Source organism: Streptomyces sp. NPDC058665, from assembly GCF_042714995.1.
Taxonomy (GTDB): domain Bacteria; phylum Actinomycetota; class Actinomycetes; order Streptomycetales; family Streptomycetaceae; genus Streptomyces.
Genome location: NZ_JBHXRX010000027.1, coordinates 29,269 through 44,984, shown reverse-complemented (window position 1 = coordinate 44,984; position 15,716 = coordinate 29,269). Strand labels below are relative to the sequence as shown.

General features: G+C 72.2%; 15 protein-coding genes. All 15 read left to right on the top strand.

The window, feature by feature from the left end; genetic code table 11:
* The first annotated feature begins 4 nt into the window (after positions 1–4).
* Positions 5–970, top strand: a complete 966-nt coding sequence (locus ACFWV8_RS19425) for an ABC transporter permease (protein ID WP_384203380.1) — start codon at positions 5–7, stop codon at positions 968–970.
* Complete coding sequence (locus ACFWV8_RS19420; RefSeq protein WP_384203377.1) at positions 967–1,905, top strand: ABC transporter permease; 939 nt, start codon at positions 967–969, stop codon at positions 1,903–1,905. Before ACFWV8_RS19425 ends, ACFWV8_RS19420 begins: the two co-directional genes overlap by 4 nt.
* The gene (locus tag ACFWV8_RS19415; RefSeq protein ID WP_384203374.1) at positions 1,902–2,900 is read left to right on the top strand and encodes an ABC transporter ATP-binding protein; all 999 of its coding nucleotides are present in this window, start codon (positions 1,902–1,904) and stop codon (positions 2,898–2,900) included. The genes ACFWV8_RS19420 and ACFWV8_RS19415 overlap by 4 nt, the downstream gene beginning before the upstream one ends.
* Entirely contained in the window at positions 2,897–3,724 is an 828-nt protein-coding gene (locus tag ACFWV8_RS19410; RefSeq protein WP_384203371.1) for an ABC transporter ATP-binding protein, read from the top strand. Before ACFWV8_RS19415 ends, ACFWV8_RS19410 begins: the two co-directional genes overlap by 4 nt.
* Positions 3,721–4,818, top strand: coding sequence for a P1 family peptidase (locus ACFWV8_RS19405; protein ID WP_384203368.1), 1,098 nt, complete (start codon positions 3,721–3,723; stop codon positions 4,816–4,818). Before ACFWV8_RS19410 ends, ACFWV8_RS19405 begins: the two co-directional genes overlap by 4 nt.
* A 35-nt stretch (positions 4,819–4,853) precedes the next feature.
* Positions 4,854–5,927 (top strand): C45 family autoproteolytic acyltransferase/hydolase, encoded by a 1,074-nt coding sequence (locus tag ACFWV8_RS19400; protein ID WP_384203365.1) that lies wholly within the window; start codon positions 4,854–4,856, stop codon positions 5,925–5,927.
* Positions 5,924–7,768 (top strand): MOSC domain-containing protein, encoded by a 1,845-nt coding sequence (locus ACFWV8_RS19395; RefSeq protein ID WP_384203363.1) that lies wholly within the window; start codon positions 5,924–5,926, stop codon positions 7,766–7,768. The genes ACFWV8_RS19400 and ACFWV8_RS19395 overlap by 4 nt, the downstream gene beginning before the upstream one ends.
* 142 nt (positions 7,769–7,910) lie before the next feature.
* Positions 7,911–8,555: a GntR family transcriptional regulator gene (locus tag ACFWV8_RS19390; RefSeq protein WP_384203361.1), complete on the top strand. Its 645-nt coding sequence runs from the start codon at positions 7,911–7,913 to the stop codon at positions 8,553–8,555.
* Entirely contained in the window at positions 8,552–9,463 is a 912-nt protein-coding gene (locus ACFWV8_RS19385) for a dihydrodipicolinate synthase family protein (protein ID WP_384203358.1), read from the top strand. The genes ACFWV8_RS19390 and ACFWV8_RS19385 overlap by 4 nt, the downstream gene beginning before the upstream one ends.
* Positions 9,460–11,211 (top strand): L-arabinonate dehydratase, encoded by a 1,752-nt coding sequence (gene araD, locus ACFWV8_RS19380; RefSeq protein WP_384203355.1) that lies wholly within the window; start codon positions 9,460–9,462, stop codon positions 11,209–11,211. Before ACFWV8_RS19385 ends, araD begins: the two co-directional genes overlap by 4 nt.
* Before the next feature lie 157 nt (positions 11,212–11,368).
* Positions 11,369–11,725: a hypothetical protein gene (locus tag ACFWV8_RS19375; protein ID WP_384203353.1), complete on the top strand. Its 357-nt coding sequence runs from the start codon at positions 11,369–11,371 to the stop codon at positions 11,723–11,725.
* Positions 11,718–12,770 (top strand): polyprenyl synthetase family protein, encoded by a 1,053-nt coding sequence (locus tag ACFWV8_RS19370; protein WP_384203350.1) that lies wholly within the window; start codon positions 11,718–11,720, stop codon positions 12,768–12,770. Before ACFWV8_RS19375 ends, ACFWV8_RS19370 begins: the two co-directional genes overlap by 8 nt.
* A gap of 51 nt (positions 12,771–12,821) precedes the next feature.
* Positions 12,822–14,018, top strand: a complete 1,197-nt coding sequence (locus ACFWV8_RS19365) for an oxygenase MpaB family protein (protein ID WP_384203347.1) — start codon at positions 12,822–12,824, stop codon at positions 14,016–14,018.
* A 57-nt stretch (positions 14,019–14,075) separates the two neighbouring features.
* On the top strand, positions 14,076–15,122 hold the full coding sequence (locus ACFWV8_RS19360; RefSeq protein ID WP_384203345.1) for an endonuclease/exonuclease/phosphatase family protein: 1,047 nt from the start codon (positions 14,076–14,078) through the stop codon (positions 15,120–15,122).
* A 99-nt stretch (positions 15,123–15,221) separates the two neighbouring features.
* Positions 15,222–15,695, top strand: coding sequence for a Rieske (2Fe-2S) protein (locus ACFWV8_RS19355; RefSeq protein WP_384203343.1), 474 nt, complete (start codon positions 15,222–15,224; stop codon positions 15,693–15,695).
* The last annotated feature ends 21 nt before the right edge of the window (positions 15,696–15,716 follow it).

Sequence of the window (15,716 nt, the reverse complement as noted above, 5' to 3'; positions counted from 1 at the left end):
CGCCATGGCCTACCTCCGTTGGGTCCTCGGACGTCTCACCGCCGCCGCGCTCACCATGACCGGGGTCTCCATCCTCATCTTCGCGGCAGTCCGCGCGATGCCCGGCCGCTACTCCGACCTGGTCCTCGGCCCGCTCGCCACCTCCGCCGACAAGGCCGAGGCGGCGCGGCGGTTCGGCCTCGGCGGCTCACTGCCCGAGCAGTACGGACACTGGCTGCTCAACGCGGTCCAGGGCGACTTCGGCATCTCGATGGCCAGCCGGTCCCCGGTCAGCGCCGAGTTCGCGGCCCGGCTGCCCGTCACCCTCACCCTGACCGGCCTCGCCCTCGCCTTCACCGTGCTCATCGGCATTCCCCTCGGGGTCTGGACCGGCACCCGCGGCAAGGGCGGCGGTCGCGCCGGGCGGCTCGTCGGCAGCCTCGGGCTGAGCGTGCCGGAATTCGTCCTGGGCAGTCTCGTGGTGTTCCTGTTCACCCGCTACAGCCTCGGTCTCACCGTCGGGGAGTACGTCCCCTGGTCCGAGGGGCCCCTCCCGTCGGCGCTCTCGCTGCTCCTGCCCGCCTGCGTGCTCTCCGTGTTCTGCGTCGCCGCCGTCGCCCGCACCACCCGCGACGCCGTGCTCGGGGTCCTGGTGGAACCGCACATCGCGGCAGCGGTGGCCCGCGGCGAGTCGGTCTCCTTCATCGTCCGCCACCACATGCTGCGCAACGCGTCGATCCCGGTGCTGACCCTGACCGCCACGCTCAGCGCCTATCTGCTCGGCGGAGCGGTCATCGTGGAGCGCCTGTTCAACGCTCCCGGCCTCGGCTCGTTCCTCGTGGACGGGCTCGACCGGCGCGACTACGCGGTCGTCCAGACGGGCGTGCTGCTCTCCGCCGCCGTGTTCATCACGACCAATCTGCTGATCGACCTCGTCTGCGGGCTGGTGGATCCCCGGATCAGCGCACTCGCCGGAAAGGCCCGGTCATGACAGCCGACACCACCCGGACACCGGTGCCGCAGGCACCGCCCGAACCTCCTCCCATCGCCAAGCCCCGTACCGGGGGCCGGACTTGGACCGGGCGGCTGCGCGGAGTCCTCGCGATGAGCGGCTTCGACGTGCTGTTCCGGATCGCCGCGTGGACGCTGGTGGTCCTCGTCGCGGCCACCCTGCTCAGCCATCTCACCGGCCTCGGCGGCGCTCCCGACGCGACCGTCGGCCGGCGTCTGACCCCGCCCGGCGAGGACGGACTCCTCGGCACCGACAACCTCGGCCGCTCCCTGCTGCCGCGACTCCTCCAAGGCATCGGCACCACCCTGCTGCTCTCCTCGGCCGCCGTACTGCTCGCGGCCCTGATCAGCACCGCCCTGGGCATCGTCGCGGGATACCGGGGCGGCCGAACGGCCGAAGTGATCACCCGGCTCGGCGACGTCCTCTACTCCTTCCCCACCATCGTGCTGGCCGTCCTGGTCTCCGCCGTCCTGAACCCCGGTCAGCCCGCCGCCCTCACCAGCATCGTGCTCGTCACGGTGCCCCTGATGACCCGCATGATCGCCACCGCGGCCCGGACGGTCGCCCGGCGGGACTTCGTCACCGCCGCCCGGATCAGCGGCGTACGCGCCACGACGATCATGCGCAGGCACATCCTGCCGAACGTCTCCGGGACCATCGCCGTCCAGGGCACCTACGCCCTGTCGGTCGGCATCCTGGTCGAAGGCGGGCTGGGCTTCCTCGGCTACGGCGTCCAACTCCCCGACGCCTCCCTCGGACTGCTGATCCAGGAAGGCAGCCTCTACATGGTCAACGCCCCCTGGCTGATCGTGGCGCCGGGTGTGGTGCTCGTGGCCGCCATCGTGTCGATCAACCTCATCGGCGACAGCATGCGCGACCGGTGGGAACCCAGAGAAGCGAGAGCACTGAAATGACCCCGCTGATCCAAGTCGACGACATCGTGGCCGAGTACCACACCGCACGGCAGACCGTACGGGCGCTGGACGGAGCCAGTCTCTCGGTCGAACGCGGCGAGCACGTGGGCATCGTGGGCGAGAGCGGCTCCGGCAAGACCACGCTCGGACTGCTGCTGGGCCGGCTGCTGCCCGCCGCCACCCGCTATCCGCGTGGCCGCGTGCTGATCGACGGTGAGTCCGTGCTGGACCTTCCGGCGGACCGCGTGGCCCGACTGCGCCGGGAACGGCTGGGCTTCATCCCGCAGGACCCGGTCGGCGCCCTCGATCCGACCCTCCGGGTCGGACGGCAACTCGCCCTGGCCCTGCGGGGAACCGGGGCCGCCACCGACCGGGCCGGGCTCCTGGCCCGGCTCGGCCAAGTCCGGATCCCCGAACCCGAACGGGTCCTGCGGCTGTATCCGCACGAGATCTCCGGCGGCATGGCCCAGCGCGTCACCATCGCGATGGCGATGGCCAGGGACCCGGACCTGCTCATCGCCGACGAGCCCACGGCCGCCCTGGACGCGCAGGTGCGGCAGGACGTCCTGCGCTTGCTGTTCTCCCTGGCCGAGGCAAACGGCACCACCGTGCTGTGGCTCAGCCACGACCTGGGCGGCGTCGCCCGGTGGTGCGGCCGGATCGCCGTCATGTACGGCGGACGCGTGGTGGAGGACGGCCCGGCTGCCGACGTGCTCGCGGCGCCCCGTCACCCCTACACCGCGGCCCTGTCCACCGCCGACCCCGCCCGCGCGGCAGCCGGCGAACGGCTGCGCGCCATCGGAGGAGTCCCGCCCGCGCTGCTCGGCTCCACGCCCGGCTGCGCTTTCGCCCCGCGCTGCGGCGCGGCGACGGACCTCTGTCACGACGAACGGCCCGCCCAGGCGGGCGAGTCGGGCCGGGTCGTGCTCTGCCACCACCCGGTGCCCCGGCCCTCCGCGCCACTGCCGCCCCAGCCGATGGAGACCCCACGATGAACGAGGAACAGGCGTACGGCGCCGGGCCCGCGCCCGGCCGACCCACCGGCGCCGCCGGCCAGCCCCCGCCCGGGGATGTCGTGCTGGAACTCGACGACGTGTCCGTGGTCTTCGCCTCCGGAGCCGGCCGTCGCCGCCGCACCCTGACCGCGGTCGACCGGGTCGGTTTCACCATCGCCGCCGGAGAGACCCTCGGCCTGGTCGGAGAGTCCGGCTCCGGCAAGTCCACCACCGGCTCCGTCGCGCTGGGCCTCCTGCGGCCCACCTCCGGCGCCGTACGCTTCCTCGGCTCGCCCCACGGCGGCAGGCGCTCCCGGGCCGGCCGGATCCAGGCCGTGCTCCAGAACCCGCACTGGTCCCTCAACCCCCGTATGTCCGTCCTGGACTGCGTGGCCGAGCCCCTCACCGCGACCGAGGGAGGTCGCCCGCGCGCCCACCACGCCGAGGCGACCCGGCTGCTCGACCAGGTGGGCCTGCCCCCGAGTTACGGCGACCGCCTCCCGCACGAACTCTCCGGCGGCCAGCGCCAGCGCGTCGCCATCGCTCGCTCCCTGATCACCCGTCCGCGCTTCATCGTCTTCGACGAAGCGATCAGCGCGCTCGACGTCTCGGTGCAGGCGCAGACCCTCAACCTCATCCACGACCTCCAGTCCCAGCACGGCTTCGGCGCCCTGTTCATCTCCCACGACCTCGCGGCGGTCCGCTATCTCGCCCACCGCATCGCCGTGATGCGCGAGGGCTCGATCGTCGAACTGGCCGACACCGCGCGCTTCTGGGCCACCCCCGAACACCCCTACTCACGAAGACTCCTGGAGACACTGTGACCAGCCCCGACCGTCCCGCGGACGACCGCGCCGCAGACGACCGCACCGCGAACGAGCGCCCGGCAGAAGACCGGCACGCGAACGACCGGCACGCGCTGGTCCCGGTCCCTTCCTTCGGCCCCTCCCTGAGCAATGACGACTACACGCTGCGGCCCGTCACCGCCCCCGGGGACCGGATCGTGGAGTTCGACTTCCCCGGCGTCGAGGTCGGCACGGCCGAGTACGCCGAGGGCCCCACCGGCGCCACCGTCGTCCATGTCCCGGCCGGTGCGCGGATGTCGATCGACGCGCGCGGAGGCGCCATCGGCCTCACGTACGGGGGCGACAACTACGCGCACGCCATCTGTCTGGCCGGCGGATCCCTGTACGGGCTCGGCGCCGCGCCGGGCGTCGCCACGGAACTGCTGCGCCGCGAGAAGAACAACGCGGGCTGGGAGCACCTCCAGTGCGTCGCCGGCGCGATCATCTACGACTTCGCCGCACGCGACAACGCCGTCTTCCCGGACGCCGCGCTCGGCCGCGCCGCGCTGCTCGCCGCGCGGCCTGGCAGGTTCCCCGTGGGCCGCCGGGGCGCCGGAGCCGCTGCGTCGGTGGGGAAGGTCGAGCACGCGCGCACCGAATTCGCCGGCCAGGGCGCCGCGTTCCGCCAGATCGGCGATGTCAAGATCCTCGCGGCCACCGTCGTCAACGCGGTGGGGGTGATCGTGGACCGGGACGGCACCGTCGTACGCGGCAACTACGACGCGGCCACCGGCACCCGGCGGCTCCCCCAGCTCGACTACGCGGACGCCTTCGCCGGGGGCGCCCCCACCACCGCGCCCGGCAACACCACCATCTCCGTCCTGATCACCAACGTCCGCCTCGGCGACCGGGAACTGGACTACTTCGGCCGCCAGGTGCACGGCTCCATGCACCGCGGCATCCAGCCCTTCCACACCAACCTCGACGGGGACACCCTCTTCACCCTCACCACCGACGAGGTGGACCTGCCCAGGAACCCGACGCGCACCGGGGAGGACTCCCTGACATCCGTCGCGCTCGGGTCCGTCGCCGCCGAGGTGATGTGGGACGCGATCCTCAGCAGCGTCCGTTGACCCCGGCCGGAAGCCTCCCCACAGACAGGTCCGAGATGCCCCTCCCCCTCTCCCGCAGCGACGAGACCGACCCCGCCCGGCGCGGTCTCGCGCTCGGCACCGCGTACGCGGTGCGTATACGGGACAACATCGCCGCCTACCGAAGACTCTTCGACGCCGTCCGGGTCCGCCCGGAGGACCTGCGCCCGTACGGGGAACAGGCCCTGTCCGAGATCGAGGGGTGGGCCCCGCACCTGGCCACCGAACTGGTCTCGGCCGCGGCCGGAGCCGGGGTGCGGGACTGGGAGCTCGCCATGGTCAACGCGCGTACCGAGATCCTGGCGACCGTCGGCGCCACCGCCGAGGGCGAATGCTCCACCGCCGTGTATGTGGGCGGGCCCGGCGCCCCCCACACCATCCAGACCTGGGACTGGCACGACGCCATGGCCGGCTCCAGGGTCCTGACCGCCTACCGTCCCTCGCCCGGCCATGGCGTCCGGGCCTTCACCGAGGCCGGTGTACTGGCCAAGATCGGCGTCAACGACGCGGGCCTGGGGGTGCACTTCAACATCCTCAGTCACCAGGACGACGGTGAGTCGATCGGCGTCCCCGTCCACACGGTCGCCCGCCGAGTCCTGGACGAGGCCCGCACCGTCGCCGAAGCGGCCGACATCGCGGACTCGGCGCGGGTCTCGGCCTCCACCGTGCTCACCGTCGTCACCTACGACGGGCGGCGGGGTGAGGCGGCGAGCATCGAACTGAGCCCACGAGGCTCGGCGTTGGTACGGCCGGACCCCGACGGCGTACTCCTGCACACCAACCACTTCCTCGACCCGGAACTCGCGCTCGGCGAGGAAGCGGCAGCCGCCGCGAGCACGCACCCCCGGTACAAGCGGCTGAGCGACCGGCGGGAGCTGATCGTCTCCGACGACCCGGCGCACTGGCTGGAGTTGATGCGCGTGCACGAGGAGGACGGCGCGCCGTTGTGCTGTCACCCCAAGCCCGGTCTGGAGTTCCAGCACCAGTGGCGGACGCTGCTGACGATCGGTATCGATCTGGACCGGCGGGGGCTGCGCTACCACGCGGGCGGGCCGTGCACCGCCACCGACGACAGCTGGAACGACCTGTGAGTCGGGCTCCCGCGCCGTCGTACGCCCCGCTCGCCCGCGCCCCGCTCGCCCGTGTCACCCGCATCGTCCGCTACCCGGTCAAGGGCATGAATGGCCAGCCGCTCGACCAGGTGACGCTCACCCCCGGCGCCGGGCTGCCCCTGGACCGGATCCTCGCGCTGCGCAACGGTTCCGTTGCCGCCGCCACAGGGGCCGAATGGGTGCCGAGCGAGGCGTTCCTGCGGCTCGTCAAGAACGCCACGCTCGCGCGCCACCGGCTGACGCTCGACGAGAGCGCGGGTGAGCTGAGGATCGGCTCCCCGCAGGGCGAGGTCGTCGTCGTACGGCTGGACGCGGGCCGGCCCCGCCCGGCCGACGTGGCGCGGGCGGGCCGGACGCTGCGCCAGTGGTTCCCGGCCGGCCCGCTCGGTCCCGTGACGGTCGAGTCGACCGGGGTGCCGCTGTGGGACTGGCCGAAGGCCGCCGTCTCGCTCGTCAATCTGGACACGCTCGACGCGCTGGCCGCTGCGGGCGGCGTGCCGCTCGACCCCCGCCGCTTCCGGGCCAATCTCTACATCGCCGGGCTCGGCGCCTGGCGGGAGCTGGACCTGGTGGGACGGCGCGTACGGCTGGGCGGCGCCGAGTTGGAGATCGTCCAGGCCACGGAACGCTGCCGGGCGACCACGGTCAACCCGGACAGCGCCGCCCGCGACCTCAACGTGCCGGTGCTGCTCGCCTCCCGCTTCGGTCATCTGTACTGCGGGGTCTACGCACGCGTGGTCGGCGGCGGACCGGTCGCCGTCGGCGACCGGCTCGCCGACACCGGCACGCGGGTCGAGCGCGCCCTGCTGCCCGCCGCAGCCCCGGACCGGCCGCGCTACGCCACCGTGGCCGCCCGGCTGCCGCGCAGCCCGAGCGTCGCCACGCTCCGGCTGCGCGATCCGGCGGAGATCACCTGCGCGCCGGGGCAGCATCTGCGCGTGCACACGAGCGACGGGCAGGGGCCGCTCTGGCGTTGCTACACGATCACCGGCGCCGCGCCGGGGGAGCTGAGCGTCAGCGTGAAGCGCCTCGACGGGGGCCGCGTCTCCGCGCTGCTGCACGAACTGCGCCCCGGTGACAAGCTGTTGATCTCCGGCCCCTACGGCACCCCGCTGATCTCGCGGGACCCGGGACGCCCCCTGTTGCTGGTGGCCGCCGGGATCGGGATCACCCCCGTCCTCCCGCTGCTGCGGTCCGTCGCGGCGACGGCTCCGGAACGGTCGGTCACGGTGGTGAACGTGGCCCGGACCGCGCGCGAGACACCACTGTGGGAGGAGATCACCGCGCTGGCGGACCGGCTCCCGAACACGCGGGTCTGTCTGTATCTCACCGCGCCCGAGGGGCCGTTGCCGCCGGGAGCCCGCCAAGGACGTCCCACCGCCGACGAGTTGGGGCGCCTGGTGGTGGACCCGCTGACCGAGGCCTACCTCTGCGGGCCCGCCCCCTTCGTACAAGCGGTGCGTACGGCGCTGCGCGAGGCCGGGCTGCCCGAGGAGTCCGTCACGGACGAGCCGTTCTTCTCACCGATGACGGCCCCGCTCACCGACCTGCCGCCGCCCTCGCCGGGCCCGTTCACCGTGCGGTTCGCCACCAGCGGTGTCGAGGCCCGTTGGACGCCCGAGGACGGAACGCTGCTGGACCTCGCCGAATCCGCCGGTCTCCGGCTGCCCGCCGCCTGCCGCGCCGGCGCGTGCGGCACCTGCCGCCAGCCGGTGAAGGGCGACACGGCGCATCTCCTCACTCCCGCCGCCTCTGTCGGTCCGGGCCAGGCACTGATGTGCTGCGCGGTCCCGGCCTCGGACATCACCCTGAACGCCTGAGACCCACAGGCAAGCCCGGCCGGATGATGCGGCGAGTTGACGAGGTGGCCAGGGCCATTGACGAAGCGTCAGAGCCGTCCTAACTTCATCGCGTCGTACTTCATACGTCGTATATGAGACGCGAGAGGTGAGAGCAGCACCCATGGCCTTCGCTCCGAGTCCGATTCCCTCCCGCACCCAGTTCGTTCTGGAAGCGGTCAAACACAGCATCCTCACCGGTGACCTGTCCCCCGGCCAGGCCCTCGTCGAGACCGAACTCGCCGCGCGGTTCGGGGTGTCGAAGACTCCGGTGCGTGAAGCGCTCAAGACGCTCGCCGGTACCGGGCTCGTCGTGATGAGCCAGTTCAAGGGTGTCACCGTGCGCGCGGTGGACGCGGCCATGGCCCATGAGGTCTACGACGTACGGCTGTTGCTGGAGCCGGAGGCGCTGCGGCGTTCGCTCGCCCGGCGCGCCCCGCTGGATGGCGCCCGGGACGCCCTGGTCAGGGCGGACGCGGCGGTGGACCGGGCCGAACGGTCCCTCGCCAACCGAAAGTTCCACCGTGAGCTGTATGTCTCGTGCGGCAACCCGCTGTTGGTCCGGATGCTCGACGAGATACGTGACCAGGCCGCTCTCGTGTCCACCGTCGCCTGGGCCGCCCAGCCGTCCTGGGAGCGGGAGGCCGGCGAGCACCGGGAGATCCTGCGTCTCGCGCGGGCCGGCGACGCCGCCGGGGCAGCGCTGGCCCTGCACGACCACATCACGTCCTTCGTACGGAGGGCGTTCCCCGAGGGAGAGCACCTATGACAGGCCCGGGTCCCGACGCGGCGCGTGACGCGCTCGCCGGCGTCGTGGCGATCCCCGTCACACCGTTCGCCGCCGACGGCGCCCTCGACACCAAGGCCCATCGCGCCCTCCTGAGGAGGCTGATCGACGGCGGCGTACACACGCTCACCCCCAACGGCAACACCGGTGAGTACTACGCCCTCACTCCCGGCGAGCGCAGGACCGTCACCGAGCTGACCGTCGAGGAGGCAGCCGGACGAGCTTCGGTCCTGGCCGGCGTCGGACTTGAGGTGCCGACCGCCGTGGCCGCGGCGCAGCACGCCCGTCGGGCCGGTGCCGCGATGGTGATGGTCCATCAGCCGGTGCATCCGTACGTCTCCCAGGGCGGCTGGATCGACTACCACCGCTCCGTCGCCGAAGCCGTGCCGGAGCTGGGAGTCGTCCCGTACGTGCGCGATCCACGGGTACGGGGTGAAACCCTCGCCGAACTGGGCGAGTTGTGCCCCAACGTCATCGGCGTGAAGTACGCCGTACCGGACGCCGCCCGCTTCGCCGCCTTCGCGCGTGACGCCGGCCTGGAGCGCTTCGTCTGGGTGGCGGGCCTCGCCGAGATGTACGCCCCCTCGTACTTCACGGGCGGCGCAACCGGCTTCACCTCGGGCCTCGTCAATGTCGCGCCCGCGCTCTCGCTGGGGATGCTGGCGGCCCTGCGCGCCGGGGACTACGGCTCCGCCATGAAGGTCTTCGAAAGGATCCGGCCCTTCGAGGAACTGCGCGCGGCGCGGCAGTCCGCCGACAACGTGACGGTCGTCAAGGAAGCGCTGGCCGCGCTGGGGCTCTGCCGGCGCGACGTACGCCCGCCGAGCCATGTACTGCCGGAGCCGGTACGCGCGGAGGTCGCCGACCTCATCGCCGGCTGGCCCGTATGACGGCCCGCGAGAACGACGCCCCCCTCGCCCCCGAGGACCTGCGCAGCCACCAGTGGTACGGCAGCGGCATCTCCTCCGGCCTGCGCTCCTTCAGCCACCGCGCCCGCACCCGCCAGCTCGGCTACCTCCCCGAGGAGCACCTCGGCAAGCCGGTCATCGCGATCCTCAACACCTGGTCCGACATCAACCCCTGCCATGTCCATTTGCGCGAACGCGCCCAGGCCGTCAAGCGCGGCGTCTGGCAGGCGGGCGGATTCCCGCTGGAATTCCCGGTGTCGACGCTCTCCGAGACGTTCCAGAAGCCGACGCCCATGCTCTACCGCAACATGCTGGCGATGGAGACCGAGGAACTGCTCCGCTCCTACCCCGTCGACGGCGCCGTCCTGATGGGCGGCTGCGACAAGACGACACCGGCGCTGCTGATGGGCGCCGCGTCCGTGGACCTGCCGGCCCTCTTCGTACCGGCCGGGCCGATGCTCCCAGGACACTGGCGCGACGAAGTCCTCGGATCCGGCACCGACATGTGGAAGTACTGGGACGACAGGCGCGCCGGACTGATCGGCGACGGCGAGCTGGCAGAACTGGAGAACGGTCTCGCCCGCTCCCCCGGCCACTGCATGACCATGGGCACCGCGTCGACCCTGACCGCCGCCGCCGAGGCGCTGGGAGTCACCGTCCCGGGAGCCTCCTCGATCCCGGCCGTCGACTCCGGCCACGAACGGATGGCGGCCGAGTCCGGACGGCGCGCCGTGGACCTCGTCAGGCGGGACCTGCGGCTCTCGAAGATCCTCACCCCCGCCGCGTACGAGGACGCCGTCGTCACGGTCCTCGCGCTCGGCGGCTCCACCAACGCCGTCATCCATCTGATCGCGATGGCCGGCCGCTCCGGTATCCCCCTCACCCTCGACGACTTCGACCGCGTGGCCCGCACCGTGCCCGTACTCGCCAACCTCCGCCCCGGCGGCAGGTACTTGATGGAGGACTTCCACTTCGCCGGCGGGCTGCCGGGCTTCCTGTCCCGGCTCACCGACGTACTGCGTCTGGATCGCCCCACCGTCGCGCACGACACCCTGCGCGAACAGCTCGCCGGTGCCCTGGTGCACAACGACGATGTCATCCGCTCGCGCGACAACCCCCTCGCCGGCGAGGGCGGTGTCGCCGTGCTGCACGGCAACCTCTGCCCGGACGGCGCCGTCATCAAGCACATAGCCGCCGAACCCCGGCTGCTCCGCCACACCGGGCCCGCTGTCGTCTTCGACGACTACCGCGAACTGCAGCGCACCATCAACGACCCGGCGCTCGCCCTCACCGCGGACCATGTGCTGGTCCTGCGCAACGCCGGTCCCAGGGGCGGCCCCGGTATGCCCGAGTACGGCATGCTCCCCCTCCCCGACTACTTGCTGAAGCAAGGCGTACGGGACATGGTCCGGCTCTCCGACGCCCGTATGAGCGGCACGAGTTACGGCGCGTGTGTGCTGCACATCGCGCCCGAGTCGTACGTCGGCGGGCCGCTCGCCCTCGTCCGTACCGGCGATCTCATCACCCTCGACGTCGAGGCGCGCAGCCTCCATCTCCATGTGGACGACGAGGAGTTGGCGCGCCGCCGCGCCGACTGGAGCCCGCCGCCCGCCCGTTACCGGCGAGGCTACGGCGCCCTCTACGAGGACCAGATCACCCAGGCCGACACGGGGTGCGACTTCGCCTTCCTCGCCCGCCCCGGCGATGTACCCGACCCGTACGCGGGCTGACACCTGCGGGAAAGGGCTGAACGGCACCGGCCTGCCGTACACCTGAACGGGTGATCACTTGATGGGGTATCCGGCGCGTGCCGGCGCCGGCTGCCGGGCACTCTGCTGTCAGGGGCGGGCACGCACGTGACCTGCCACGGGCAGAGGGGTGGGGACCGTGCGCGTACCGAAAGACGTCCATGAGGTCCGTCAGGAGGACGGCCGGCAGGAAGGCGACAGCGACGGCCATCCGGTCCTCCTGCTGGCCGGCCTGGCGGATCTGGCGCTCAGCACCTGCGGTTCCGCGCTGAAGGCCGTACACGCTCTGGTGGGCCGCTCGGACGTCGGCTCGCTCGCGGCGCAGGGCCGGCGGGACCTCCAGGCACGCGGCCGGCTGGCCGTCGACCGCCTCGGCACGGGCGGAACAGGCACCGGCTTCCCAGACGGCCTCTTCGGCAGCGGGCGCGAGGCGCACATGGAAGTCCTCGCCCGTCACGCACAGCTCCGGGCCGCCGCCGGCGGCACCGGTGTCTGAGCCCTCCGGACAGCCGGCGCTCAAGTCCCGCGTCGACCGGGAACTGACACGGTTCGTGGCGCAGGAGACCGAGTCTCTCCTCGCGCTCGACCCCCAACTGGCGCCCCTCGCCGACGTCCTGACGGCGGTGACCGCCCGCGGCAAACGCCTGCGCTCGGCCTTCTGCTACTGGGGCTGGCGCTCGGCGGGACAGCCGGACAGCGACGCGATGGTACGAGCGGCGGCGAGCATGGAACTCGTCCACGCCGCCGCCGTGGTCCACGACGACATCATCGACGACAGCGCTCTGCGGCACGGGCGGCCGACCGCCCACGTGTCCCTGCGCGACGCGTTCGCGGACGGACCGCGCGGCAGGGAGCGGGCCAGGTCGCTGGCGATACTGGCCGGAGACCTGCTGATGTCGTGGGCCGGCCAGATGTTCACCGGCTGCGGGCTGCCCGCGGCGTATCTGGCCCAGGCCCGTGGTCTGTGGGCGGTGCTGGCACGCGAGTTGATCGCCGGGGAGGCGCTGGAACTCCTGCACACCGAGGGCGAGTCCGACGTGCGGCGATCACTGAAGGTGATCCGCTACAAGACGGCCAAGTACACCGTCGAGCATCCGCTGCACATCGGTGCCGCGGTCGGCGGCGCCGATCCCGTCCTGCGGGAGGTGTTCACCGACTACGGCCTCCCGCTGGGTGAGGCCTTCCAGCTGCGGGACGATCTCATCGGCCTGTTCGGCGACCCCGCGACCACGGGCAAGTCGAACACCGACGACGTCTCCGCCGCCCGCCCCACCGCTCTCATCGCCCTCACCAAACAGGCGGCCACACCCGCCGAGCGGCGCGAGCTGAGGAGCCTCCTCGGCCGCCGTACGCTCACCGCCGATCAGTTGGGACGCGTACGCGCGGTCGTGGAGCGCACGGGCGCGCGCGACCGCGTCGAGGACATGATCACCGAAAGGGTCGGGGCCGCCGTCGGCGCGCTGGGCGGCGCCGGGCTGCCGCGGACCGCTCACCGGTCCCTGACCGAACTGGCCACCGCGGCCACCAGCCGGCCGGACTGACCACCGTCCGCCGCCGGTTCCCGAACCCCCCACTTCTCGAAAGGTTCGTCCGTGGCCTCCACCGAACACTCCCTCGACTCCCTGCGCCTGGCGGGCGACGAGCTGGCCGACGCCACCGTCGCGACGCTCTTCGAGCGCGGCGAGGTGGGCAAGTTCAACTCCCTGATGCGGTACGTCTCCACCGTCGGGCAGGAACTCCCCGACGGGCTCCCGGAAGTGGCCCGTGAGTATCTGCACCAGACCTCCGGGCCGCCGTCCTGGGTGGACTGGGACGAGATGGAGAAGGCGCGGCTGTTCTTCATCGACAACAACGTGCACATCTCCACCGCGCTGTCCTTCGCCTCCATGCCCGCCTGTTACGTCGTCCCGCACATCGCGAAGCTGCTGTCGGCGACCCACTCGCTCAAGTACCCCTCCAAGCGGATGGCCGAGACCGGGCAGTTCACCGTCTATCTCATGCAGCCCAACGCCTTCGAGGCGGGCAGCCGTTTCATCCCAGCCGCCCAGAAGGTCCGGCTCCTGCACGCGTCCATCCGCCACCATCTCGCGCGCGAGGGGCGCTGGGACGTGGCTCGTCTGGGGACACCGATCTGCCAGGAGGACATGATCGGCGGGCAGATGATGTTCTCGATCCAGGTCCTGGACGCTCTCCACCGCCTCAACATCCATATGAGCGTGGACGGGGCGGAGTCGTACTTCTACGCCTGGCGCGTGGTGGGCGCCATGCTCGGCATCGACCAGGAGCACGCACCCGCCGATCTGGACGAGGCGCGCCGGTTCTCGGACCGCTACATGACCCGGCACATGGGCCCGAGTCCTGAAGGAGCCGATCTCACACGGCAGTTGATCGACCTGTACGAGGAAGTGGTGCCCGGCACCCTTCTCGACCCCGTCGTGTCCGCGCTCATCCGCCATCTGATCGGGGACACGAGCGCCGACTGGCTGGAGGTGCCGCGCACCCGCTGGGACACCCTCGTCAAGGCCGTGCCCGTGGTGCTGAATCTGCTGGAGACCGTCGAGGACCACTCACCGCTCGGGGCCTGGGCCCTGGACCGCCTCGGCCATCTCACCACCGTGCTCGAACTGTCCTCCCTGACGCGTGGCCGCGTCATGCACTACGCCATCCCGGAGCAGCTCAAGAAGGACTACGGCCTGTCCTCCGAGGTCCCGCGCAACCGCCGCTGGACTCCCCCGGCCCCTGTCCTCCCCGCGCGGGGAGAGGAGAAGGCGGCAGCCGACAGACCCTAGGAAACTGATCCACCTGATCATTCGTCTTGATGAGCACGGTCAAGGGGATGGGAAGCCATGGTGGAGCAGGTGCGGGACGACGCGACGTCGGCGGCGGCACGGGGGCGGCCGGCCCGGCTCCGGGAACGGCTCTCCTGGGCCCGGGACCGGTCGGCCTGGCGCCGGGGGCGGGTACTCGCCGCGCTCGCGGCGCTGACGGCCGGGCTGCTGGCGTTCCACCGGGCCGTGCCCAACTCCCCCGGCCGCCTCGGCAGTTCGCTGGAGGCGTTCCTCCCGTGGCTGGGCCTGCCGGTCGTGGTGGTGCTCGTCCTGGCGTTGCTGCGCCGTTCGGTCGTGGCGCTGGTGGCCCTGCTGCTGCCGGTGGCGGCCTGGACGTATCTCTTCGGCGGGCTGCTCCTGCCCGCCGGCGCGGCGGCCGACTCGTACGACCTGGTCGTGGTGCAGCACAACGTCAGCGACACGAACACCGACCCGGCGGGCACGGCGCGCGCCCTGGCGGACGCCGGGCCGGACCTCATCGCGCTGGAGGAGCTGGTGCCCCCGGCGCTGACGGCGTACGAGAAGACGCTCGCGCCGGACTACCCGTACCACGCGGTCCGGGGCACCGTCGGGCTCTGGTCGAAGCACCCGCTGACCGGCACCCGGCTGCTGGACATCAGGCCCCGGGGAATCCCGGAGGGGTGGAAGCGCGGACTGCGGACCGTGGTCGGCACGCCGCATGGCGAGATCGCGGTGTACGTCGCCCACCTGCCGTCGGTCCGCTTCGGGGCGGGCGGTCTCGCGTCGTCCTCCCGCGACGAGAGCGCCGGACTGCTGGGCAGGGCGCTGGCCGCCGAGAGGGTGGAGCGGGTGATCCTGCTCGGTGACCTCAACGGCACGGTGGAGGACCGCGGGCTGGCCCCGCTGACCTCACGGATGAAGGTGGCCGAACAGGGCTTCGCCCTCAGTTTCCCCACCGCGTTCCCGCTGGCCAGGATCGACCAGGTCATGGCCCGCTCGGCGACGGTCGCCCATATCCGCACCCTGCCCGCGACCGGCAGCGATCATTTGCCGGTCGTCGCCGGGATCACGGGGCTCGGCGTGGATTCCCCCGGGAGTCCTTGAAACCTTGAGAAAGTCGTCCGGGGCTTGAACACCGCGCCGCACCGGTGCGTACCCCCTTGAGAACCGGCCGCCGGAGCCGGGCACGGACAGGGAGCAGACATGACGGGAACGCAAGGCCCCGCGCGGACGGCCACGGGCCGGACGGTGGCACGCCGTACGGTCGTGGCGGCGGCGGGCGCCGTCGGCCTCGGTGCGGCACTCGTCGCCTGCGGATCGGACGACGACTCGTCGGATGCCGTCGCGGAGACACCGGCGGGCGACGGCGCCAACGGGGCGGCAGGCGGCGGTGAGGTGCTCGCCAAGACCGCCGACATCCCGGAGGGCGGCGGCAAGGTCTTCGAGGACAAGGGCGTCGTGGTCACACAGCCGACGGCCGGTGAGTTCAAGGCGTTCTCCGCGGCGTGCACCCACTCCGGATGCACGGTGGGCGACATCTCCAACGGCACCATCACCTGCCCCTGCCACGGCAGTCAGTTCGACGCGGCGGACGGCAGTGTGAAGAAGGGCCCCGCCAGCAAGCCGCTGGGCGCCGCGTCGATCACCGTCGAGGGGGACTCGATCACCCTCGCCTGAGGGGGCGGGCCGGTCAGGGCG